This window comes from Methanosarcina mazei S-6 (assembly GCF_000970205.1).
GTDB lineage: Archaea > Halobacteriota > Methanosarcinia > Methanosarcinales > Methanosarcinaceae > Methanosarcina > Methanosarcina mazei.
The window spans coordinates 3,917,300-3,938,899 of record NZ_CP009512.1; the positions used below are offsets into that span (position 1 = coordinate 3,917,300).

Here is a 21,600-nt window from a genome sequence, read left to right on the forward strand (position 1 = left end):
TAAAATAATTAAATATCTCCAAGGGCAGCGTTAATTGCTTCTTCCAGAGTAAACCTGCCCATATAAAGGGCACTGCCTACAACAACACCCGCAGCTCCGGTCTTTTTCAGGGTTTTTATATCTTCCAGGGTGCTTACCCCACCGGATGCGATTACAGGAATGCTTACGGATTCTACAAGCTCTTTTGTAGGAACAGGGTTTACTCCCTGCATCAAGCCTTCGGTGTCAATGTTGGTGAAAAGAAGGCTACCGGCTCCAAGCTCTTCAAATTTCCTGCCCATTTCAACAGGAGTTTGAGCGCATTCTTCGGTCCAGCCTTTAATTGAGATTTTCCCATTCTTTGCATCCAGGGCAACGTTTATATGTGAACTTCCAAAAGAACTGGAAAGCTGCTTTACAAGTTCAGGGTTCTGGAGGGCGGCTGTTCCGAGAATTACCCTTGAGACACCGATCTCGAGAAGCGAGGCTGCATCTTCAAAGCTCCGTATGCCCCCTCCTACCTGGATACTCACGCCTTTTTCCCTGCATGTGTTGACGATCTTTTCAATAATTGGGGAATTTTTTCTTTCCCCTTCTATTGCTCCGTCAAGATCCACAAGGTGAAGGGTTTTTGCTCCTTTACTCACCCAGTCAAGGGCGACTGCGAGTGGGTCATCAATGGACACGATCTCGCTGCCAGGCACTCCCTGTACCAGCTGTACACACTTCCCTCCTCTCATGTCCACCGCAGGTATTACTTCAAAGACCATAAAAAGCTACATCTCCATATTTTACAGGAATGTTTTTTTACTTCAGTGATTTATGTATTTTATGTATGCTATTCAGATTTTTTCTTTCAGGGCATGATCCTTTCTATGGGGACCACAAGGACGTCTCTTGCGCCCACTTTCTTCAGCCTGTTTACGATAGTAAAGATCAGGTCCGCGTCCACAACCGCATGAACGGCAAGTATTGATTCTTCAGAAAACTTGCTGGACTCAACTTTCATCACTGTCGGGCCGGACATTCCCGGAAGAACCTCTTTTACGGCTTGGAGGGAAGATTCAGGCACGTTCATCATAAGATAACGTTTTTTCTTTGCATTGAGCACGCTTTCGAATGCTGTTTTTATGTCAAGGATTTTTTCTTTTGTCCTGAGGCTCTCTTTGTTAGCAATAAGATAGACAGTGGAAGAGAAAGCCATATCAATAGCCTTCAGGTGGTTGATAAGCAAAGTTGTCCCCGAACTTGAGATATCAACAATGGCATCTGCAATCCCCACGTGAGGGGTCATTTCACATGCGCCGCTTACTTTTATAACATTTACGTTAACTCCGAGTTTTTCAAAGTATCGCCTCGTAATTTCAGGAAACTCGGTTGCCACTTTTTTACCTTCAAGGTCCTGTGCTTTTTCAAAGTCCGAGTCTTCCGGGACAGCCAGCACAAGATTCGCCCTCCCGAATTTAAGGTCCAGAAGAGCCTCAACATTTGCCCCTCTTTCGGTAATCAGGTCCATGCCCGTAATACCAACGTCTGCAGCTCCGTCCTGTACATATTCAGGAATGTCAGCAGCCCTGGCAAAGAGGATATGGATATCCGGGTCTGTAGTTTTTGCAAAAAGTTTTCTGCTTTCGGCTCCTCCGCTGATAGGGAGCCCTGCATCTTTAAAAATAGAGATTGTGGGTTCATAAAGGCGCCCTTTATTGGGTATTGCAATGCGAATCATCTGCGCTGTCCTCTAAATATGTGATCTGACGGGAAATTTCCCGGTAAGCTCATCCGTATAAAACGTTTATCCAGAACACCCTTGTATAATATAGACTTCACGGTGGTTTTCATGAAAATTCCTTCCCGCTTACCTTTAAATATGGAGAAACACTGCCCATGAAGAAGAACACTGTCAATTGTATGGAGAATTTCCGGAGAGTTTGAAAACTCCCTGGAAAAAAGATTGGACCCACTTATGATAATGAAATATAAAGCTTGCTTACTCAAAGAAAAAATATTACCCTCGGTAATGAATACGGAATAAACATTATATAGCCCTAGTAATTTAATAGAAACAGACTATCGTGTCATATAAATAATATTATCAATGTTGTTATAACATAAGTAATTAATTTATAATTAATGCTAAGAAAGTAGATTGATTACGGCGACAGAGTAAAGATTAATAAAGCGGTAATATCAACACCTAGAAATAAAAATACCTATAATTTTGAAAAAAGAGGATCCAAATGGCCCGAAATATAAAAGTGGAAGAGCTCTTGCAAACCCCTATTGAGAAGCAACAGATAGAGCTTGTAGAACGCAAAGGGATAGGGCACCCTGACAGCATATCGGACGGACTTGCCGAAGCCGTAAGCCGAGCGCTATGCAGGGAATACATAACCAAATGTGGAGCCGTACTCCACCACAACACTGATGAAACCCAGATAGTAGCCGGAAGATCCAGCCCGAAATTCGGGGGAGGAGAAGTGTTGCAGCCCATATACATGCTCCTGGTAGGCAGAGCCACAAAAGAATTCGAAGGTGCAGAGCTTGCCACAGAGTCCGTAGCCCTCAAAGCTGCCCGGAACTACCTGAGAAATACCATGGTGAATATGGACCTCGAAAGAGACGTGATCATAGACTGCAAACTCGGGACAGGATCTTCAGACCTCAGAGACGTTTTTAAGAGAGATAGGGTTCCGATGGCAAATGACACCTCTTTCGGAGTTGGACATGCCCCATTTTCTGAGCTTGAAAATATTGTATATAACACAGAGAGGCAGCTCCTTACTGACCTGAAGTCCCGCATGCCTGCAATAGGAGAAGACATGAAGATCATGGGACTGAGGGACGGAGACGACATCTCCCTCACCATATGCAGCGGCATGATAGGGAGATACGTTGACGACCTGGACAGTTACATAAACATGACACAGGAAATGAAGACCTATACGGAAGAGCTTGCAGCTCGCTATACCGAAAGGAACGTGAATGTTTTTGTCAACACAGCAGATAACCTGAAAGCAAGCTGCGTCTTCCTTACGGTTACCGGAACCTCAGCCGAAATGGGAGACGACGGTTCCGTAGGGCGTGGAAACCGCTGCAATGGATTGATCACACCTAACAGGCCCATGAGTATGGAGGCGACCAGCGGAAAGAACCCGATCAACCATATCGGAAAAATCTATAACCTCCTCTCGACACAGATGGCCCGGGATATTGTAAAACAGGTTCCGGACGTTCAGGACGTTTATATAAGACTGCTCTCCCAGATAGGAAAGCCTATTGACCAGCCTCTTGTGGCAAGCGCTCAGATCATTCCAAAAGAAGGCACTTCCTTTGCAAACGTAAAATCGGAAGCTGAAGTGGTAATTGATGACTGGCTCTCCAATGTGACAAAGATTACGGAAATGGTTATCAGGGGAGAACTGAACACCTTCTAATAAAACCAGAATCTGAAAACAAACAGAATCTGAAAACAAACAGAATCTGAAAACAAACAGAATCTGAAATAAGAAATCTTGAGAAGGACCTTCGGGTTCTTTTCAAACCTTTTTTTCTATACCTGTCTTCGAGCAGTCCTTTAAGATTCTGTGGTCTTAAAACTCAGTTTAAGCAGAGTTATCTCCTGGGAGGGGTTTTTAATTCATTCGGCTTTTAATTCATTCATTTTCATCTGTAATTATCTCTATACTCTTAGTTTTTATCCCTGAGAGATTCTCCAGAATGCACAAAATTATTTTTAACGTGCATAGAATATATTAATAATGTAAAGAATTTTACACAATCCAGCGAAAAACATAAATACCATCACCATATATGGAGATGGTGCACTGAAGCAGTGCAGCAACATGAAGCACTGGCTCAGTATCATTGTCCCGCCTTAACTCAGTGGTAGAGTGCGCGGCTGTAGTTCGGCTCGTGCGGGCAACCTCCCGTACATCTCTGCGCAGGCACCGCGATGTCCCCGGTTCGAGTCTGGGAGGCGGGACCTGAAACATTCACCAGAATCGAAATCAGTCAACGGGAACATTTATATATCGGAAAGACATTTAAGGTTTGCTCGCAACGCGGGCAAAACAGCATCTAAAAAGACCGAAGTGTCCGGATAGTGTAGAGGCCTATCATGGAGCCCTGTCGAGGCTCCGACCCGGGTTCGAATCCCGGTCCGGGCGCTTCTTTTTTTTCAATTGGGAAACTTTATAATATTTTTTAATTTTAGGGCCCCGAGATTGTTTTTATAATAAAGAAGTTTTCTATTCAGGTTTTTAGTAGAGTCTTATACTCGAGTTTACTCTATGCTAAGTCAGCCCCTTATCCCGAAATCCCTAACTTGTTGGGGAAGCCCCGATTCTTCTATAGTTCCTTTGTTTTCCAGTCCTCTATTTTCCAGTCCTCTATTTCCCAGGTTTCTGTACTTTCTATGGATCCTGTATTTGAGTTTTTAATTCTTTGTTATCCCCTCGTTTTATTTCCCTGGTTTTCTAAAACCTTCTATTCTCAAGAGCTCAGCAATGAGGCAAACTGAAGTTCTGAAAGCTCCAATAAAAAACAAGTTTCCAGAGAAAATATGTTAAAAAAGAAGAATAGAGGAATAAAACTGAACAGGAGATAATAAAATGGGGATTGAACCCTTTACTTCGGACCGCTCGGGGGAAGGAGCCGACAGAGTCAGCACCCTCTGTAAAGAGATAAAAACTACCAGAGAAAAAATGGAAAAGGAAGCCCTTACTTTTATCGAGGCTACTAAAAATTTCTCACTGGAATGGATTCAGAGAGAAATGAGCCCAAACATATCTCAGCTGAAAAAGGGAGCTTGCCCTACGAATGATGAAATTTGCAAAGGCAAAAGGAGTGAACTGGCGAGCTCTGAGGGCTTGCCCTCCCGAGTACAGGATATTATTGAAGAGCAACTCAACCGCGATGATTACTGGATACACAGAAGCGAACAGCTTTGTACGGACATTTCCCTCGACTATATTGAGTTCAAAAAAGAAAAAATCCGGAAGGATCTCACATCAAGCATCAGGATGATTCTGGGCTGCGTAGCAGAGATCTTCGCCGGGATAAAAGATGAAAACCTAGAAGATAAGATATGGGTAAGAGAGCGAGGTAGACGAAAATACATATGCATCCTCAGGTTTTCGGACGAAATGACAGCTTCCCTTGACCGCTATTTCTCTATGCTTGAGGAGCTCTTTTTCCTGGAGTATGAAATGAATAAGGAGAAAGAAAAGGAAACCGGATAGCAGTAAGATAAAAGAAACCCCGAAAAGAAACCTGAAAAACAGCCAGAACGATACTGGGAGAGGAAAACATTCAGGTTAGATCAGGACTTGATAAGTATTAGATTTGTTGTTGAGTATCGGCTTTGTTACTAAGTATTAGATTTGTTACCAGCCGGATTTGAGTTTACACGCAGATCCATACATATGCCTGCCGGCTGACGATAACAACTTTATCTACAAACATCAGAATTACCCAGCATGAAAGTTACAGACTTCAGCATAAAAAAATCCCTTGAAGAAGCAAAAGCAGATGCTTACCTGATGACAGGGGATATCCATAACGCCGACATTTACTATGTAACCCGTTTCCTGGCATCGGATGAGTTTATGTATCTGCAAACAGGAGCCGGGAAAGAGATCCTTTTTATTTCGGAAATGGAGCGCGGGAGAGCTGAAATTGAATCAAGGATTTCAAATATAAAAACAACCCAGGAATTTGGCTACCGCGAGAAAATCAAAGAGAAAAAGGATGCATCTATTGCTTATGCAGCCTGCATCTCAGAGCTGCTTCTAGGAGAAGAAGTAAAAAGAATTGCAGTCCCCTATGATTTTCCGGTCTTTTATTCAAGCTATCTTACAGAAGCGGGTTTTACCATTATGCCCATAAAAAGCCCTTTCAGAAAAATGAGGAGCGTGAAGAGGCAGGAAGAGCTTGAAGCCATAAGATACTCCCAGATGGCAGGAGAAAAGGCTATGGAGGCAGCCATTGCCCTGATAGAGGGAGCAGAAGAAAAAGAAGGCATACTTTATGTTGAAGGGGAAATACTTACCGGGGCTAAAGTGAATTCAGTCATTGACCATACACTGCTTGATTTCGGGTGTGAAGCAGAAGAAACTATAGTCTCCTGCGGGGAGGACACCGCAAATCCCCACGGTACTACAGATGGACCTCTCAGGGCAAATGCACCGATTATTCTTGATATTTTTCCGAGAAGCAAGAAGAAGCGCTATTTTGCAGACATGACGCGCACGGTGCTACGGGGCGAAGCTTCTGAAAAGCTGAAAGAAATGTATGAGACTGTGTTTGAAGCCCAGAAAAAAGCATTATCCATGGTTAAAGCTGGAGTTCAGGCAGCCGAAATACACACTGCAGTCTGTGACCTGTTTGAAGCAAGAGGCTATCACACTTACAGAAGCGGATCAAAAGCAGGCTTCACACACTCCACAGGGCATGGAGTAGGGCTTGATATCCATGAATTGCCCGGTGTTGGAGAAAGCAGCTTTATCCTTGAGGCAGGCAACGTAATAACTATCGAACCGGGCCTCTATTACCCGGAGATCGGAGGAATCCGGCTCGAAGATATGGTACTGGTTACTGAAGAAGGGTGCAAGAACCTTACGCGGCTGGAAAAGAAATTTGTATTAAAATCTTATTTATAAATAAAAGAATAAATTGTAACCGGAAATTAACCTGAAATTCTCCTGGCTACGTAAAATAAGCACTAAAAAAGCAAAAAAGAAAGTAAACCCAGAATTTACAGATATAAACTCATTAACGGACTTGCTGGCCTAATAAAGCAATAAAAACAACTATAATATTGTTTATAAACAGAAAATACCCAGGATTTGTATAAACGCATCCTGAAGCGGGGTTAATATGACAGATAATGTTTACAACAGAGAAGATGTTCTTGAAAAGTATAGAGAAGCAGGCAGAATCCTGAAAATTGTCAGGGCTGAGGCTGCAGATATGATAAAAGTAGGAAACAGCCTGCTTGAAGTTGCCGAATTTGTAGAAAATAAAACCATAGAACTGGGAGGCAAACCTGCATTTCCCTGCAATATCTCAAGAAACCAGGAGGCTGCCCATGCAACCCCGAAAGCAGGAGATAAGGACGTTTTTGGAAAAGATATGGTGAAGCTGGACCTTGGAGTTCATGTTGATGGGTACATAGCAGATTCGGCAATAACTGTGGACCTTTCAGGCAATCCTGATATTGTAAAAGCCTCTGAGGATGCCCTGGCAGCAGCTATAGACCTTATTAAGCCCGGAGTCAGTACAGGAGAGATAGGAACTGCAATAGAAGAAAGTATCCGCAGCTATAGTTTAAGTCCTATTATGAACCTCACAGGCCACGGGCTTTCTCAATATGAAGCTCACGACAACCCCTCAGTGCCCAATAAACACGTGGAAGGCGGGGTCATCCTTAAGGAAGGAGATGTTCTTGCAATCGAACCTTTTGCAACTAACGGGACAGGGCTTGTACACGACGGGAGCTGGGCTGAGATATACAGCATCATAAGGAAAAAGCCTGTCCGCATGCCAGCAGTCAGAAACGTTCTTAAACAGGCGGAAGAGTACAGGGAACTCCCCTTCGCTAAACGCTGGCTCAAATCAGATAAACTCGAATTTTCACTTATCCAGCTTGAAAGGGCAGGAATCCTTCACTCCTATCCTGTACTTATTGAAAGTGCCGGGGGGCTTGTTTCCCAGGCAGAGCATACTGTCATAATAACCCATGACGGATGTGAGGTAACAACTAAATAAATTTACGAGGAGATAAGTTACAGAAAAAATGAGAAGTTACCGGGACGGCAGACAAATAAAATGAAAAAAGAGTTGACATTCTTGAAACTGTATCATCTTTTCTTAGCCAGTCTTTTACTGGCGACCCTTCTCTCCCCAGTTCTTTTTGCAAAACCCTGTGCTGCAGCTTTTATTCCCGGCAATAATATAACGCTGGAAAGAAACGGGATAACATGGGATTATGACGAAAAAACCACAGATAACGAAGCTGTTTTATTCCGGAGAATTATAGACGCAGAAACAGGCAATAATGACGGCTTTGTTAATGCCTGGGAAATTCGGAAAATGGAAGTCCTTTTAGGGGAAAAGATGAAGAAAGCCGTAGAAGAAGAACCTGATATAAAACTAAATTCAACCTCAGAAATTGTTGAATTAAAAGACATTGAGTTCTGGATTCCCGAAGAAGCCCTCGGAAGAACTTATAAAAATTCATCAATCATAAACCGTGCCAGTGTTATATACGGTTTCAAAGAAGAGGCCGGCACCGGAACAGAGATCTGGCTTATGGGAACTCCAGATTCATATGTCACGATCACTCTTCCATCAGGTTTTGACGCAGAGAGAATTGAGGGGCTTAACAACAAAAGCCTCGGGTTTGAAAATAAGCGTACAGTATTGAAGGGAAATTTCAACTCTGAGAAAAACATTACCTTATGGCTTTCGGAAAATGAAAGTTTTAAAGCCGAACTGCAGGATATTGAAGCTAATGAGAATAAAAGTGCAGAGAACGAGAGCGGAACAGTAGAAAACAGCACATTGAACACCGGAGATAAGTCAGAGTCCGGGAGCCTCAAAGGTTTTTTTAAAAAAATCCTTAAAAAAGCTGGCTGATTTTTCCCTGGCCCTGCCTGAGTCCAAAAAGTTAATCTTGTTTGAGGCTAATTCAGAAAAACATGCTCATAGAACAGATTCCACTTAAAAACGGGTGCGCTCTTGGCCTCCGATTTGAGATGCAGAAGTATCCTCTTCTGGTTATAAGAGCAGAAAAAGGATTTTTAATGTGCGGTTATCTCAACGTCAGCGCTGCAGAAGCCCTTGGGGATGCGGCTGCAAAGGTAAAAGGCGTTCAGAGTTTTGAAGACATGCTTGAAGCCACTGTTGTCGAAGCCACAAAGTTTGCCAGAGATCTTGGTGTTGAAGCCGGGATGGCTGGCAGGGAAGCCCTGGAAAAAATGTTCTGAAGGGCAGGAGCCGCTTTACAGAAGCTTATGAGGACTCTGACAGGCTGGTCATCAGCTGACCTGTGATAATGATCTTTTAGAGTTTCTTATTGGTCTTTAAGGCCATTCTGTCCAGAAAATTTTTACTTATACGTATACGTAGCCCGCTTTTGCACATATACAGCTCGTTTTTGATTTCGACTCAAAATTATATCAAGTTATACAGAATAATGTCAAACCGGATCAAAATCATATCAAATTATATCAAAATTATATAAAGTTATATCAAAATTATATAAAATTACATCAAAATCATATTAAAACAGTATTCGTTAGCAAAAAATAAAACTATGAATAAGAGTGGCTTAACGCCTTTTATATAAAATCCAGTTTCCTGTTCCTCAATTCCACAAAATTATTTTGAATTACCATTACTGTGAACTGACATCGTCTGTTTAGAACTGACTGAAGATTATTTCAAACTATATTAATCAACATTAATCAACACGTTTCGGATTATCATGTTATACGCTTTTGAATTATCTGGAGAGCATGAAGAACTGCCAGCCGCCGAAGTCCTTGCCTGCCTCAAAATAGAGGAGCTTGATTTCAAGCCCTTCATCAGGGTTGACCAGTGCCTTGTAGTGGACATAGCAGGCAGAGAAGAGGAAATTGAAAGAACTCTGACATGCACTATAACCGAAAGGCTGGCAATGACCCATCATATACTGAAAGTTGTAGGAATTGCCGAAAACAGCCCTGAAGCCATTCTTGAGCTTGCGGAAGCTTTTGAGCCCGAAGGATACATAAAAGAAGGAGAAAGCTTTGTTGTCAGGGCAAAGAGAATTAAACACCACGTTGATTTTCCGTGCGAGTACCTGGAACAGAAGATTGGAGGCTGCATCTACAGGAAAGGTTTCAGGGCAAACCTGAAAAACGCTGATGTGGAATTCCGGCTGATCCTGAGCGAAAAAGCAGTACTTGGAACCCTGATTTCCTCTGTAGACAGGAGCGCATATGAAGCCAGGACTCCCCAGAACAAGCCTTTTTTCCACCCCGGTGTGCTTATGCCAAGGGTTGCACGTGCACTTACGAATTTATCCGGGATAAAGCCCGGAGAGCTCTTTCTTGACCCCTTCTGCGGCACTGCTGGAATACTTGTAGAAGCCGGGCTTGTGGGCGCAAAGGTTGTGGGAATTGATGCCCAGGAAAAGCTTGTCCTCGGGGCTTATATGAACCTGGAAGCCTATGAACTGGACTATTTTTTGATGGAAGGGGATGCCTGTAGAATTCCCCTGAAGGATTGCACAATAGATGCAGTTGTTACTGATCCTCCTTACGGCAGGTCGGCAGCAATTCTTGCCAGTTCCCTGGAAGAGTTATATTCGGGTGCTCTTTCGGAAATCCAGCGTGTCCTGAAACCCGGAGGAATTGCAGTTGTCGTCTCTGATAAGGCATCAGTTGAATACGGGGAAAAAGCCGGGCTTAAGGTCCTTGAAATATATGTCCAGAGGGTGCACAGGAGCCTTACACGGATAATAACAATTTTTCAGAAGGATGAGGATTGAAGTTGTCTGGAGGAATGAAAGAATGGAAAGAAAAAAAGATAATTAAAAAGTGAGAAACTGAGCCAGAGACTGAGCCAGAACCTGAATAAAGATAAAAAATTGATAGGAAAAGCAAAAAAAGTAGTGAAGACGGAAATGAAGTTATTTACTCATGGTAAATCAATTCCTCGAGCACTTCAGCCATAACCCTGTACCTGAGGATGCGCTTGGAGTTCTGGTCACTTGCCCTTCGGATTGAGTAGTTATCTTCAATCCAGTTTATTTCCTCTCCGTAGTTTACTCCCATAAGGGTCAACCCATAGGCAGGAGCCGGTTCAATACCTTCTTCATAAATATCAGGATTTAACATCTGGATCAGCCAGTCATTGTCACGTACACCTTTTCCGATCATTGAAAGGGCGGTTACTATTTTCCTCACCATATTCCAGAGAAAACTGTTGCCTACAACGTCAATCTTTGTAATATCTCCATCCACGCGGACGTTGATCCTTTCCAGGGTACGAACCGTACTTTTCTCTCCGTTTGATCTGGAAAAGTTTTCGAAATCATGGGTTCCGAGAAGCAGTTTTGAAGCTTCCCTCATTTTTGAGATATCGTACCCTTCACCGCTAATTACGTATCTATAATGCCTGGAAACTGCATGCCTCCTGGCATCAAAATCGTAGGGGACTTCTGCATGAGCCCATACCCATATGGTTGGAGGAAGTCCGGAGTTTATGATTCTGGGAATTGCCAGGTTTGGCCTGTCCGTATCAAAAGCTATAACCTGTCCAAGAGCATGAACACCCGCATCTGTCCTGCCCGCGCAGATATAGTTAGCAGATTTGGGGCTTTCTATAATCCTGAGGTTCCGAAGAGCTTTGAAGAGTTCTTTCTCCACTGTTTCAACACTAGGCTGAATCTGAGATCCATGAAACTCGGTGCCTATGTATGCAAGTTTTAAAGCGACTCTCATACAATCCCTGATTACTTGGTTTTTTTCTTATAATAGATTTCTCTTACAACTACCAGAAATATCACGAAGATGCACCCGAAAAGGAACCAGATCCCCGGATGAAGGGAAAGTGAATCATAAATCCCGTGTATCCCTCCGAGATGTGTAAGCCCTTCGGGAGGAACAGGGGGAAGTCCCTGGCCCGACTCCAGTTCTTCGGGAACAGGAATTTCAGCGCTATCAGCGTCCAGTGTTGTAGACTCCGTTTCCGAAGGCAGATATTCCTCCTCTGCTACTTCAACCTCCTGTTCTTCTACAACTGTTTCAGGGATCTCATTTACGATTTCATCTTTTGCAATAGAATGCTCGTCCAGAGCAGATCCCTGGCTTCCGGCTTCAGGCTTAAAGCTCTCTTCTTCAGAGCTCTCCATAATTGTTGCTTCCGGAGAGGTTCTGTTTGCCGGACCCGTAACTCCCATCCGCAGGGGGGCAGTGGCATCGATGATACTTTTTGCCCGCAGATAGGCTGAGAGGTATTCTATTCCTGCAGCTGCAAAGACTGCAGCACCTATTACTCCCATGTATTTTTGCAGCAGGCTTATTATGGAGAGTTTATCTATCGGATTTTTTGAAGGGACAAGGACAATCAGTTTTTCCACGGATTCATAGATCTTAACCTGGCGGCCTTTCTGGCTCCACTTAATCTGTTTGACTTTAATAAGGTCGGAGTCAACCAGGGAATCAAGGTTGTATTTGACCGTTGTCAGAGGAAGCTTCAGCTCTTCTGCAATATTCGTTGCAGACATGCTTTTCTTCCCCAGGAGTTCAAGTATCTTCAATGAGGTTTCGTTGGAGAGGATCTGAGTAATTTTTCTTGAATCTCCATTTACAGGGAGAACAAGAACCCTGTTATCCTGCTCTTCGAGTCCAGGACCCCTGGGAGATTCACCGGTTTCAGACAGACCGTCTCGATCTTCAAGCCCGTTCATGCTTATTTCCTGATTTAAAAACCTTTTTATCAGTATTTTTTAATTGTACTCTATACTGTACTTTACAACGATCTCAATATAAAGTTTTATTTTCTGAGCGTTATTATAGATCCACTACTATATTTATATATAGAATCCTGCCCTTAAGCTTAAATATAGCATTGTATATTCTAATCTAAATTTTTCGCTGGTAGCAATCATGATCACAAAACAGCAGGTTCTTGAATTTCTGAAAAATTACGATTTAGATAACATCACTATTGCAACAGTCTGTTCTCACTCAAGCCTCCAGATCTTTGATGGGGCGAGAAAAGAAGGCTTCAGAACTATGGGGATCTGCGTTGGTAAACCTCCCAAGTTCTATGAGGCATTCCCCAGAGCAAAACCTGATGAGTACCTTATTGTCGAAAGCTATGAAGACATAATGAACAAAGTTGAAGAGCTCAGGAAAAAGAATGTAATAATTATTCCTCACGGTTCATTTGTTGCGTATCTGGGTACGGAAAATTTCGCAGAGATGGCTGTACCTACCTTCGGGAACCGGGCTGTACTGGAGTGGGAATCAGACAGGAGCAAGGAACGGGAATGGCTGCTTGGAGCAGGGATCCATATGCCCGGAAAAATAGATGACCCTCGAGACATCAACGGACCTGTAATGGTCAAATACGACGGGGCAAAAGGAGGAAAAGGATTCTTCGTTGCGAAAACCTATGAAGAGTTCGATGAGCTCGTAGACCGCACCCAGAAATATACGATTCAGGAATTCATTACCGGAACCCGCTACTATCTTCACTACTTCTACTCCCCTATCAGGAACGAAGGGTATACATTAAGCGAAGGCAGCCTTGAGCTCCTCAGCATGGACCGCAGGGTAGAGTCCAATGCTGATGAAATCTTCAGGCTCGGTTCCCCCAGAGAACTCATAGAAGCAGGAATTCGCCCGACATACGTGGTTACAGGAAACGTGCCCCTTGTTGCGAGGGAATCCCTCCTGCCCCTGATCTTCTCTCTTGGAGAAAGAGTGGTCGAAGAGTCCCTTGGCCTTTTCGGCGGGATGATAGGGGCTTTCTGCCTTGAAACTGTTTTTACTGACGAGCTTGAAATTAAGGTATTTGAGATTTCCGCCAGAATTGTTGCAGGAACGAACCTTTACATTTCAGGTTCCCCCTATGCAGATCTTATTCAGGAAGACCTCTCAACCGGAAGGAGAATAGCGCAGGAAATCAAAGAGGCAGTCCGGAAAAACCAGCTGGATAAAATAATATCCTGAGCTTCCGGGTGTCCTGAATCTGCTGAAAAATCCTCAGCAGCTTTCAGGGAATTGATTTTTTGTAAATTCGGATCTGACTGACTCAGATTTGATTTTTAGGGGAATTAGCGTATCAAAACCGATTTCCTCTGTTTTATTGCCCTTCTTTTTTTACTCTGCTTTTTAACTATTTTTTGCTTCTTCTACTTCATTTACTATTGTTACATTATTTATTATTATTATTATTATTATCATTATGTATTATTGTTACATTATTTATTATTGTTACATTATGTATTATTGTTACATTATGTATTATTGTTACATTATGTATTATTGTTACATTATGTATTATTGTTACATTATGTATTATTGTTACATTATGTATTATTGTTACATTATGTATTATTGTTACATTATGTATTATTGTTACATTATGTATTATTGTTACGTTAATTACTTCATTTACATTTTATACTTCGTTTTTCTTAAACAGGAGATTTGTAACAGATCAGAACCCGTCCCATATCCTGATTTTTTTCCAGGGGGAATAATTTTTTCAGAGAGGAGGCGATCGGCTTTGTCTCCATAAATCTTTTTAGAAATCTCTCTGTAGTACATAAAAAGTTCTTTACCCCACTCGATTGCCTCACTTTCGGAACTTATTAGAAGGTTCTGATCGAGCTTTCCTTTTTTATTGAGAAGCATTAACGCCATAAACCTCTCGGTCACGGTAAGCGAAACCAGGGAAGATATGCCGTCATATACATAGAGATTCGCCCTCTCAGGGAGCAACAGTTCATCATATTCTTCAGAATGGGGGCTGGAGATCCGTTCAAAAAAGTTTTTTGTAAAAATAAAAGTAGAATCTGTCCTTTTCTTTAAAAAATCCTGATCAAAACCTGAGAAACAGGGCTGAAAAAAAGAAGAAAAATACATTATTTCCGTGGATTTTTTGAGGGAATTTATAAATTCTTCTGGGGGCTCAAACATCCTGTTAAGCTGGGGTTCGATTACCTCATATTGGGAGAGCATCTCGAGTTTCAAACGCAAAAAAGCAGGGATTCCTGTGAGGTCTTTCTGTGCCCAGTATTCAAGGTTATTTTCAAAGACCTCAATAGTTCCCAGAAGCGGAACCAGCTTCTCAGTAACGATCATCCCGACTGTTGAAAGCCTGTAAATTTTATTTTCCTGCCTGACCAGTCCCTTTTCGATTAGCTTTTTCATCTGAGGAAGAACCGCAGTACAGGAAGAGCCAAGAAGCGCTGTAATTTCCTCAATATTTTTTGGTCCTTCCTTAAGAAAAAGCAAAATTTTTCTTCTTTTATCCGACCTTAAAAGCAAATCTATCATTGTAGTTTTCTGAAGAGAATCCACAACTACCCACCACCATACTCCAGTGAATTATAAGCTGTTACAGATATACAGCTATCAGACACAGCTATCAGACTTGTCTCAGATTATCCATAAAAACAGTAGACCCTTACTGATATTTTGCCCTTGTCGAGCATAGCTGCTTCTATCATGAAACATGACTCCCCTTAAACAACAGTCTGCCAGGTGTAAAACTTCTCCCGTATTTTTGCCTGACAGAGAGACCCGATATAATTTGTAATCATATTAACAACTGCGCAGACTCAGGTATCAATTCTGCATAACTTACTTTTATCCCGCAGATAAATAAATATTTCTATCCAGATGGAGCATGCCATAAACTTATCTTAAATTGAAACGTTTTTCTAAAAAAATATGATTTTAAAAAGTTAAATGATTAAAAAATAACAAGTTAATAGTAAAAAATATAAATAAAAACATAAAATGAAGCTACAGGTCCGTTACTCAAAAAATACTGGAGGGCAGATTAAAAAAGTTGAAAAGGAACACTGTGGAGGGAAACTTAAAAATTAAGAATTTTATTTTACATGTTCAGAATAAATTATTTTAAGTAGTTTTCTATCAGATACAAACGTGATGCACGAAAGAGAGAGTAAAGATTTAAGACCTGCGTCTGGGGGAAAGTTCGGCGGGACACTGCGTGTCCTCGGTAATGAAGAAAACAACGGGGAAGGGCTTCTGTTTCTTGGGAACTATATGGCGCTCGACCATTCAAGGGGAGCTGACGTTTATCTCGATGCCCTGAAACCTCATGCCGTTTTGATCTGTGGAAAAAGAGGGTACGGAAAATCTTATACAATGGGCTGCATGCTGGAGGAGCTTGCATTTCTTCCTGAGCCTGTTAAAGGAAACCTTGCAGCCCTTATTATCGACACTATGGGGATTTTCTGGACGATGAGGACTCCGAACTCATCCGAAGCAGGAAGACTGAAAAGCTGGGGACTCCCTCCTGCAGGGCTTGAAATAGAGGTTTTCGTGCCAGCTGGGAATATTGAAGCTTATAAGAAACGAAACATAGAGGTAAAGCCTTTTTCGATCTCAATTCGGGAACTCTCAGGTAGCCAGTGGTGCAGGATTCTCAGGGTCGAAGAGGTTTCTCCCCTTGGAATTCTGCTTGTAAGAGTTGTCGAATCCCTGAGGGAGAAGGAAGACCCGTATTCTTTTGAAGATATTATTAACGAGATATTTCTGGACGAGAGATCGGATTCAGCATCAAAAGGGGCTGCTGAAAACTATTTCAGGGCTGTGAAATCATGGGGTCTGTTCTCCAAAGAAGGAACGCCCCTGTCAGTATTGATAGCAGGAGGCAGGACAACAATCCTGGATGTAAGCACCCTTGAAAACGAAAACGTCTGCGCTGCGGCAGTGTCGATTCTTGCAGGCAGGCTTTATGCAGAACGGCTTGAGGCAAGAAGGCTCTACGAAAAGAAACAGATGGGGGAAAAATTAGAAGAAAAAGAATTCCCCATGGTCTGGCTGTTTATAGACGAAGCCCATATTTTCGTACCTGCGAAAGCTGAAAGCCTTGCTTCCGAAGTTCTTATAAACCGATGCCTCCGGCAGGGAAGGCAGCCCGGTCTCTCCCTTGTACTTGCAACCCAGAGACCTGCAAGCCTCCACCCTGATGTTGTCTCGCAGAGCGACCTTCTTATCTGCCACCGCCTCACCTCAAGTGACGACATCCTCGCCCTTGAGAGTTCCAGGCCCCTTTATATGCAGGAAAGCCTCAGGGCATACCTGAAGAAAATGGGGAGCGAAAGGGGTGCTGCATTGATAGTTGACGACCATTCCGAATCTGTCCATATGGTCCGAATCCGCCCAAGAAGGAGCTGGCACGGAGGAGGAGAGCCAAGTGCACTCGACCCCTGCAAAAGGGAAAAAGAAGAAATAAAAATTCAAATCCCGGAGAAATTCAGATAAATTGAATCAGGACTTTAAAATAAGCATCTGTTTACCGAATTTCCAGGCAAAATAGCGTAAAACGTAAATAATTATTAAGCATTCGTTAACCTTTTTTTGATCATGTCAGAAAATAATTTTAAATATTACCTGTGATCTTCAAACCTGTGAGTTTAGCTGAGTTACAGGCTGTGAATATTATATCAATCAACAGCATTTAATTACAGCAAATTACTGGTGATTTCATGAAAGGAAGAGCCTGGAAATTCGGAGATGACGTGGATACGGATGCAGTGATACCCGGAAGGTACCTGATATTCAATACCCCGGGAGAGCTTGCTAAGTATACATTTGAAGGTGTGCGCCCTGATTTCGCAAAAAATGTTCATGAAAATGACATTGTGGTTGCAGGAAGTAATTTCGGCTGCGGGTCCTCGCGCGAACATGCACCCCTCGCCCTTAAAGGGTCAAAGGTATCCTGTGTGATTGCAAAGTCTTTCGCAAGGATCTTTTTCAGAAACGCGATCAATATCGGAGTTCCTGTCCTTGAATGCCCGGATACGGATAAAATAGATGACGGAGATGAACTCGAAGTAGATATTTCAACAGGGGTCATTCAGAACAGGACAAAAGGAGAGACCTATCAGGCAACCCCTCTACCGGATTTCGTTCGCGAAATCGTGGATGAGGGAGGACTTATAGAATATGCCCGGAAGCTGGTCTCTGAGCGCTGAAAAACAGGAAGCCTGTCCCGAAAAAATCCTGATCCACGTTTGACATCTCGCACTGAAAAGGCAGTTTTGCCTCTAAACTAGAAAGGAGTATAAACATGACGCAGTATAAGGTTCCCGTCCTCCCAGGAGATGGGATTGGACCAGAAATCATCGCCGAAGGCAGAAAAGTCATAGATGCTGCAGGCGAAAGATTTGGTTTTGATGTAGAATGGATAGAATATCCTCATGGAGCAGACCACTACCTGGAAACGGGTGAGCTGATCTCGGAAGAGACCTTAAAGGAATTATCCGGCTACCCTGCAATTTATCTTGGCTCCATAGGAGACCCGAGGATTGCCCCAGGTGTCCTTGAAAAGGGGATCTTATTAACTGCACGCTTTTACTTTGACCAGTACATTAACCTGCGCCCGATAAAACTCCTTGAGGGTGTCTGGACCCCGATAAAGGACAAGACATCAAAAGACATTGACTTTGTCGTGGTAAGGGAAAATACCGAGGACTTCTACATAGGCATTGGCGGCAGGGCAAAAAAAGGAGCGAGTAAAGACCTCCTTGAAGTCAAGAGGACACTTTACTCCGCAAAGTTCGGCCTCGACATCGAGACCGACAGCGAAGAAATAGGATACCAGATAGGCCTTATCTCCAAAGAGGGCACAAAGCGTGTTATTGAGTACGCTTTTGACCTTGCAGAAAACCGGAAGAAACACGTCTCATCTGTTGACAAGGCAAACGTCCTTTCCGACATCTACGGGTTCTGGAGAGAAGAGTTCAACGCAGTTGCCGAAAAGCATCCTGGTTTTACCACAGACTTCAACTTCGTTGACGCTATCACAATGTGGTTTGTGAAAAACCCTGAATGGTTCGATGTGGTAGTAACCCCGAACATGTTCGGAGACATCATCACCGACCTCGGAGCCATGATCCAGGGCGGCCTCGGACTCGCCCCGGGCGGAAACATTAACCCGAACGGCACAAGCATGTTTGAGCCCATCCACGGTTCAGCCCCTAAGTACAAGGGCCAGAACAAGGTAAACCCGATCGCAACAATCTGGGCAGGTGCAATGCTCATAGAACAGCTCGGAGAAAAGGAAGCCGCAGATACCATAGTCAATGCAATCCAGAAAAATATCCTGGACGGCAAAGTAAAGACCTACGATATGGGCGGCAAAAATACTACCTCAGATGTCGGAGACGACATTGCAAGGATAATAAAGGGAGAATAATTTAAACCTCCCTCCACTACATTTTCTTTTCTGAATAAAGTCAAGTTTCAAGGACAATTTTGAAGTAAACTCCAAAAATCTCCGGGCTATTATTACAATTACTGTTTTGTAGGGGTTACTGAGAAGCTAACATCTTCCGTTCATCTTCCCCTTTCTGGTTTTATAAATTGGGTCCCATACCTTAAATATGCAAATTTTTTCTTTCGTTAAAAGTTAAAATGCAAAATTTGCATATATAAATGAAAGAATAATAAACTTGAGTAATATAAACTTGAGTAATCATGGAGTATGAAGGGCGAATAATGAAGGGAAGCGACAGGTATGGTTTCGATCAGACCTTTAATAAGGGCGATAATCAAAGGATGCTTGAAATAGAAAAGCTCTGTCCCAGGGGGACGAAAAATGTGCAATGGGTGTGGATAAGAAGGATATCATTACCCGTTATAAAATGTACGATAACTGGGATGTATTTGTGGCAGAAGAGGGTGGGAAAGTTGCTGGCTGGATTGGTTTAACGTTAAAAACAACACCTGAACAAAAAGAAAAGTATGTGTACATTACTGAAGTGATGGTTGATCCGGCTTTTCAAAGGACAGGAATTGCCACAAGACTTATTAAAGAAGCGGAAAAGAAGGCGCAGGAAATGGAGGCGGCTTATGCTTACTGTTATATATACGAGCCAAACAAAGCCTCCCGGTTCTTATTTGAGAAGATGGGATATTCTGAAATGAGGAGTATCAAATTTCCAGGGATATCGACTTATAAGAAGCTGGATGTTCCTCCAGAATATTCAATAAAGCCTGTTGATACAAAGAAAATTAATGATGCAGTTAATCTCATTAACGAATACAACTCGGGATTCAGGCACTTCATGCCTTTTACCGCTCAAACTTTTGGATCACGTCTGAGATTCATTCCTGGATATGGACCGGAAAACTTCTGGACAGTCAGAGACAAAGAGAATAAAATCGCAGCCTGTGCAGGATTATGGGACAGTTCAGGACTGGCTCATTTATATTATGCCAGAGAGCCAGCAGCAATGAAAATGATGGCATCAGTTTTTGGAGCTTTAAGCCATATTACGAAAGTTCCAGAGTTTCCAGCTGAAGGAGAACATTTCAGGGTACTTTATATCGTGGATTACGCATTTGACAAGAGACAAAACGATGCTATGCTGGCGCTTCTTAAGCATTTGAATAATATCTCATTTGACAGGAGACAGGATTTTCTAATGGCTATGACAGATCCTGAGGATGATCTTCTTGCAATAACGAAAAAGCTAAAACCACAGACTGAAACCTGGAATGTGTTTGCCAGATCTTTCGAAAGGGAGCTCCCTGTTTTCAGCCCATTTTACGTTGATATCAGAGATATGATCCCCTGAGAGACTATTTCAGAATTATCCGTTTCAACCCTGTTCAGGGCAGGCAAGTTCGGATTGTTGAGTTTATGGAGTATTACCGCAGAGATCAGATATGGACTGGAGCAATTCTGCGATTTTCTTTTTCAGTTGCCTTTAAATCTCATAAAACTCCTACTAATCCTCTGATCGATGTGGCACGGAAAAAGCAATTTGAAAAGCCCCTGCACGGGGATAAGGAAAGCGTGCGCTTTGCGACCCCTGAGCCTATCGCCCGCTACAGGGCGCAGCGCTTGAAATGCGGAACTCTTGCTGATATCAGCTGCGGGATAGGAGGGCAAACCGTCTTTTTTGCGCAGCAGTGCGAGTTTGTATATGCAGTGGAAATCGACCCTAAAAAAATAGAATATGCGAAAAAGAACTGTGAGATGTACGGGCTTGACAATGTGAAATTCATCTGTGGGGATGCGCTTGATCCGAAGGTTATCGAGCAAATACCGGCAGTAGATGTTGTTTTTTCAGATCCCTTCCGCCCTGCCGAAGAAGATAAAAGGCAGGTCTCAAGCCTTGAACCCGGGATCCCGAATGTGCTTTCAGCCTATGGGGAAAAGACAAAGAATTTTGCCTTTGAAGCCCCTCCCCAGATGCCCCCGGAAAGGATTCCTTTTGACTGCGAGAAAGAGTATATTTCCCTGGATGGCCAGCTCAACCGTTTGACTCTTTATTTCGGTGATTTAAAACAGAATGAACGGCTGGCTGTAGCCCTGCCTGCGGGAGAAGGGCTGGTTTCACAATACGGACCGCTTCCAGAGATAAGGGAAACGGAAAAAATGAAACTCTTTGCCTATGAACCCGAACCTTCTGTTATTGCAGCAGAGCTTCTTCCTGAACTTATTGAATCCATGATGCAGATGGCAGGGCCTCTAATGGGAGCCTTCGAACTATTCAGGGTTGACAAAAAGAGGCTGTTAATAACCTCGGAAGCCCTTATAAAGCAGCCCATGATTAAAAACCACTACCTTATCCAGAAAATCTGTCCTTTTGATCCACGGGAGATTAATAAATTCCTGAAAGACAAAAACATTGGAAATGTCGTCCTTCGGGCGGGCGTAAAGCCTGAGGATTACTGGGAAGTCCGAAACGAAGTGGAAAAAGGGCTTGAAGGAAATAAGACTGTCCACCTTTTTGTAAAAGATGGCGTTGCAATCCTCTGTGAAGTGCTGTTTAAAGTCTGAAAAAGGAAAAAATAAGAGCCGGGCCTTAAAACCCGGTACCCTTTTTTGAATTCAGGCTCAAAAGATCTT

18 protein-coding genes and 2 tRNA genes are annotated in these 21,600 nt (G+C 42.9%); 15 read left to right on the plus strand and 5 right to left on the minus strand.

Translation table 11 applies throughout. The annotated features are described in order from the left end of the window. Window positions 1-8 precede the first annotated feature (8 nt). Both hisA and hisG read right to left on the minus strand, forming a co-directional pair. The gene (gene hisA / locus MSMAS_RS16830) at window positions 9-749 is read right to left on the minus strand and encodes a 1-(5-phosphoribosyl)-5-[(5-phosphoribosylamino)methylideneamino]imidazole-4-carboxamide isomerase (protein ID WP_015411867.1); all 741 of its coding nucleotides are present in this window, start codon (window positions 747-749) and stop codon (window positions 9-11) included. 86 nt (window positions 750-835) lie between these two features. Next, window positions 836-1,705: an ATP phosphoribosyltransferase gene (gene hisG, locus MSMAS_RS16835; protein ID WP_015411866.1), complete on the minus strand. Its 870-nt coding sequence runs from the start codon at window positions 1,703-1,705 to the stop codon at window positions 836-838. A gap of 511 nt (window positions 1,706-2,216) precedes the next feature. Between hisG and MSMAS_RS16840 the strand changes: the two genes are divergently transcribed. From MSMAS_RS16840 to MSMAS_RS16880, 9 genes are all read left to right on the plus strand, one after another. Beyond that, window positions 2,217-3,413 carry a methionine adenosyltransferase gene (locus tag MSMAS_RS16840; RefSeq protein WP_011033448.1) on the plus strand — a complete coding sequence of 399 codons (1,197 nt, stop codon included), beginning with the start codon at window positions 2,217-2,219 and terminating at the stop codon, window positions 3,411-3,413. 434 nt (window positions 3,414-3,847) lie between these two features. Further along, a tRNA-Tyr gene (locus MSMAS_RS16845) sits at window positions 3,848-3,961 on the plus strand. 111 nt (window positions 3,962-4,072) lie between these two features. Beyond that, window positions 4,073-4,145, plus strand: a tRNA-Asp gene (locus MSMAS_RS16850). A 444-nt stretch (window positions 4,146-4,589) separates the two neighbouring features. Further along, entirely contained in the window at window positions 4,590-5,219 is a 630-nt protein-coding gene (locus MSMAS_RS16855; protein ID WP_011033447.1) for a hypothetical protein, read from the plus strand. A gap of 237 nt (window positions 5,220-5,456) precedes the next feature. Further along, the gene (locus MSMAS_RS16860; protein WP_011033446.1) at window positions 5,457-6,638 is read left to right on the plus strand and encodes a M24 family metallopeptidase; all 1,182 of its coding nucleotides are present in this window, start codon (window positions 5,457-5,459) and stop codon (window positions 6,636-6,638) included. 217 nt (window positions 6,639-6,855) lie between these two features. Next, window positions 6,856-7,746, plus strand: a complete 891-nt coding sequence (gene map, locus MSMAS_RS16865) for a type II methionyl aminopeptidase (protein ID WP_011033445.1) — start codon at window positions 6,856-6,858, stop codon at window positions 7,744-7,746. A 60-nt stretch (window positions 7,747-7,806) separates the two neighbouring features. After that, on the plus strand, window positions 7,807-8,616 hold the full coding sequence (locus MSMAS_RS16870; RefSeq protein WP_226987716.1) for a hypothetical protein: 810 nt from the start codon (window positions 7,807-7,809) through the stop codon (window positions 8,614-8,616). Between the two features lie 62 nt (window positions 8,617-8,678). Continuing rightward, window positions 8,679-8,966 (plus strand): YunC family protein, encoded by a 288-nt coding sequence (locus MSMAS_RS16875; RefSeq protein WP_011033443.1) that lies wholly within the window; start codon window positions 8,679-8,681, stop codon window positions 8,964-8,966. Window positions 8,967-9,466: 500 nt separating this feature from the next. Beyond that, window positions 9,467-10,513, plus strand: a complete 1,047-nt coding sequence (locus tag MSMAS_RS16880) for a TRM11 family SAM-dependent methyltransferase (protein ID WP_048036976.1) — start codon at window positions 9,467-9,469, stop codon at window positions 10,511-10,513. A gap of 145 nt (window positions 10,514-10,658) precedes the next feature. On the opposite strand, the gene truA is transcribed toward MSMAS_RS16880, so the two are convergent. Both truA and MSMAS_RS16890 read right to left on the minus strand, forming a co-directional pair. Continuing rightward, window positions 10,659-11,468 carry a tRNA pseudouridine(38-40) synthase TruA gene (gene truA / locus MSMAS_RS16885; RefSeq protein ID WP_011033441.1) on the minus strand — a complete coding sequence of 270 codons (810 nt, stop codon included), beginning with the start codon at window positions 11,466-11,468 and terminating at the stop codon, window positions 10,659-10,661. A gap of 11 nt (window positions 11,469-11,479) precedes the next feature. Next, a complete protein-coding gene (locus MSMAS_RS16890) occupies window positions 11,480-12,436 on the minus strand; it encodes an ArsR/SmtB family transcription factor (protein ID WP_011033440.1) in 957 nt (318 codons plus the stop codon). 199 nt (window positions 12,437-12,635) lie between these two features. Here MSMAS_RS16890 and MSMAS_RS16895 point away from each other — a divergent pair, with 199 nt between their 5' ends. After that, complete coding sequence (locus MSMAS_RS16895) at window positions 12,636-13,706, plus strand: formate--phosphoribosylaminoimidazolecarboxamide ligase (RefSeq protein WP_011033439.1); 1,071 nt, start codon at window positions 12,636-12,638, stop codon at window positions 13,704-13,706. Window positions 13,707-14,150: 444 nt separating this feature from the next. Here MSMAS_RS16895 and MSMAS_RS16900 read toward each other — a convergent pair whose 3' ends face one another. After that, on the minus strand, window positions 14,151-15,062 hold the full coding sequence (locus MSMAS_RS16900; RefSeq protein ID WP_011033438.1) for a helix-turn-helix transcriptional regulator: 912 nt from the start codon (window positions 15,060-15,062) through the stop codon (window positions 14,151-14,153). 594 nt (window positions 15,063-15,656) lie between these two features. Here MSMAS_RS16900 and MSMAS_RS16905 point away from each other — a divergent pair. The 5 genes from MSMAS_RS16905 (at window position 15,657) to MSMAS_RS16925 (ending at window position 21,531) form a co-directional block, all read left to right on the plus strand. After that, complete coding sequence (locus tag MSMAS_RS16905; protein WP_011033437.1) at window positions 15,657-17,000, plus strand: ATP-binding protein; 1,344 nt, start codon at window positions 15,657-15,659, stop codon at window positions 16,998-17,000. Between the two features lie 224 nt (window positions 17,001-17,224). Beyond that, the gene (locus tag MSMAS_RS16910; RefSeq protein ID WP_011033436.1) at window positions 17,225-17,713 is read left to right on the plus strand and encodes a 3-isopropylmalate dehydratase small subunit; all 489 of its coding nucleotides are present in this window, start codon (window positions 17,225-17,227) and stop codon (window positions 17,711-17,713) included. A gap of 95 nt (window positions 17,714-17,808) precedes the next feature. Then, window positions 17,809-18,936: an isocitrate/isopropylmalate dehydrogenase family protein gene (locus tag MSMAS_RS16915; RefSeq protein WP_011033435.1), complete on the plus strand. Its 1,128-nt coding sequence runs from the start codon at window positions 17,809-17,811 to the stop codon at window positions 18,934-18,936. A gap of 415 nt (window positions 18,937-19,351) precedes the next feature. Beyond that, on the plus strand, window positions 19,352-20,320 hold the full coding sequence (locus MSMAS_RS16920; protein ID WP_011033434.1) for a GNAT family N-acetyltransferase: 969 nt from the start codon (window positions 19,352-19,354) through the stop codon (window positions 20,318-20,320). 170 nt (window positions 20,321-20,490) lie between these two features. Continuing rightward, window positions 20,491-21,531: a methyltransferase domain-containing protein gene (locus MSMAS_RS16925; protein ID WP_015411857.1), complete on the plus strand. Its 1,041-nt coding sequence runs from the start codon at window positions 20,491-20,493 to the stop codon at window positions 21,529-21,531. Window positions 21,532-21,600: the final 69 nt, after the last annotated feature.

Coding starts and splice junctions, on each gene's coding strand:
- MSMAS_RS16895 (WP_011033439.1), top strand. CDS start 12,636: ATGATCACAAAACAGCAGGTTCTTGAATTTCTGAAAAATTACGATTTA.
- MSMAS_RS16890 (WP_011033440.1), bottom strand. CDS start 12,436: ATGAACGGGCTTGAAGATCGAGACGGTCTGTCTGAAACCGGTGAATCT.
- MSMAS_RS16875 (WP_011033443.1), top strand. CDS start 8,679: ATGCTCATAGAACAGATTCCACTTAAAAACGGGTGCGCTCTTGGCCTC.
- map (WP_011033445.1), top strand. CDS start 6,856: ATGACAGATAATGTTTACAACAGAGAAGATGTTCTTGAAAAGTATAGA.
- MSMAS_RS16860 (WP_011033446.1), top strand. CDS start 5,457: ATGAAAGTTACAGACTTCAGCATAAAAAAATCCCTTGAAGAAGCAAAA.
- MSMAS_RS16855 (WP_011033447.1), top strand. CDS start 4,590: ATGGGGATTGAACCCTTTACTTCGGACCGCTCGGGGGAAGGAGCCGAC.
- MSMAS_RS16840 (WP_011033448.1), top strand. CDS start 2,217: ATGGCCCGAAATATAAAAGTGGAAGAGCTCTTGCAAACCCCTATTGAG.
- MSMAS_RS16910 (WP_011033436.1), top strand. CDS start 17,225: ATGAAAGGAAGAGCCTGGAAATTCGGAGATGACGTGGATACGGATGCA.
- hisA (WP_015411867.1), bottom strand. CDS start 749: ATGGTCTTTGAAGTAATACCTGCGGTGGACATGAGAGGAGGGAAGTGT.
- truA (WP_011033441.1), bottom strand. CDS start 11,468: ATGAGAGTCGCTTTAAAACTTGCATACATAGGCACCGAGTTTCATGGA.
- MSMAS_RS16915 (WP_011033435.1), top strand. CDS start 17,809: ATGACGCAGTATAAGGTTCCCGTCCTCCCAGGAGATGGGATTGGACCA.
- MSMAS_RS16870 (WP_226987716.1), top strand. CDS start 7,807: ATGAAAAAAGAGTTGACATTCTTGAAACTGTATCATCTTTTCTTAGCC.
- MSMAS_RS16880 (WP_048036976.1), top strand. CDS start 9,467: ATGTTATACGCTTTTGAATTATCTGGAGAGCATGAAGAACTGCCAGCC.
- MSMAS_RS16905 (WP_011033437.1), top strand. CDS start 15,657: ATGCACGAAAGAGAGAGTAAAGATTTAAGACCTGCGTCTGGGGGAAAG.
- hisG (WP_015411866.1), bottom strand. CDS start 1,705: ATGATTCGCATTGCAATACCCAATAAAGGGCGCCTTTATGAACCCACA.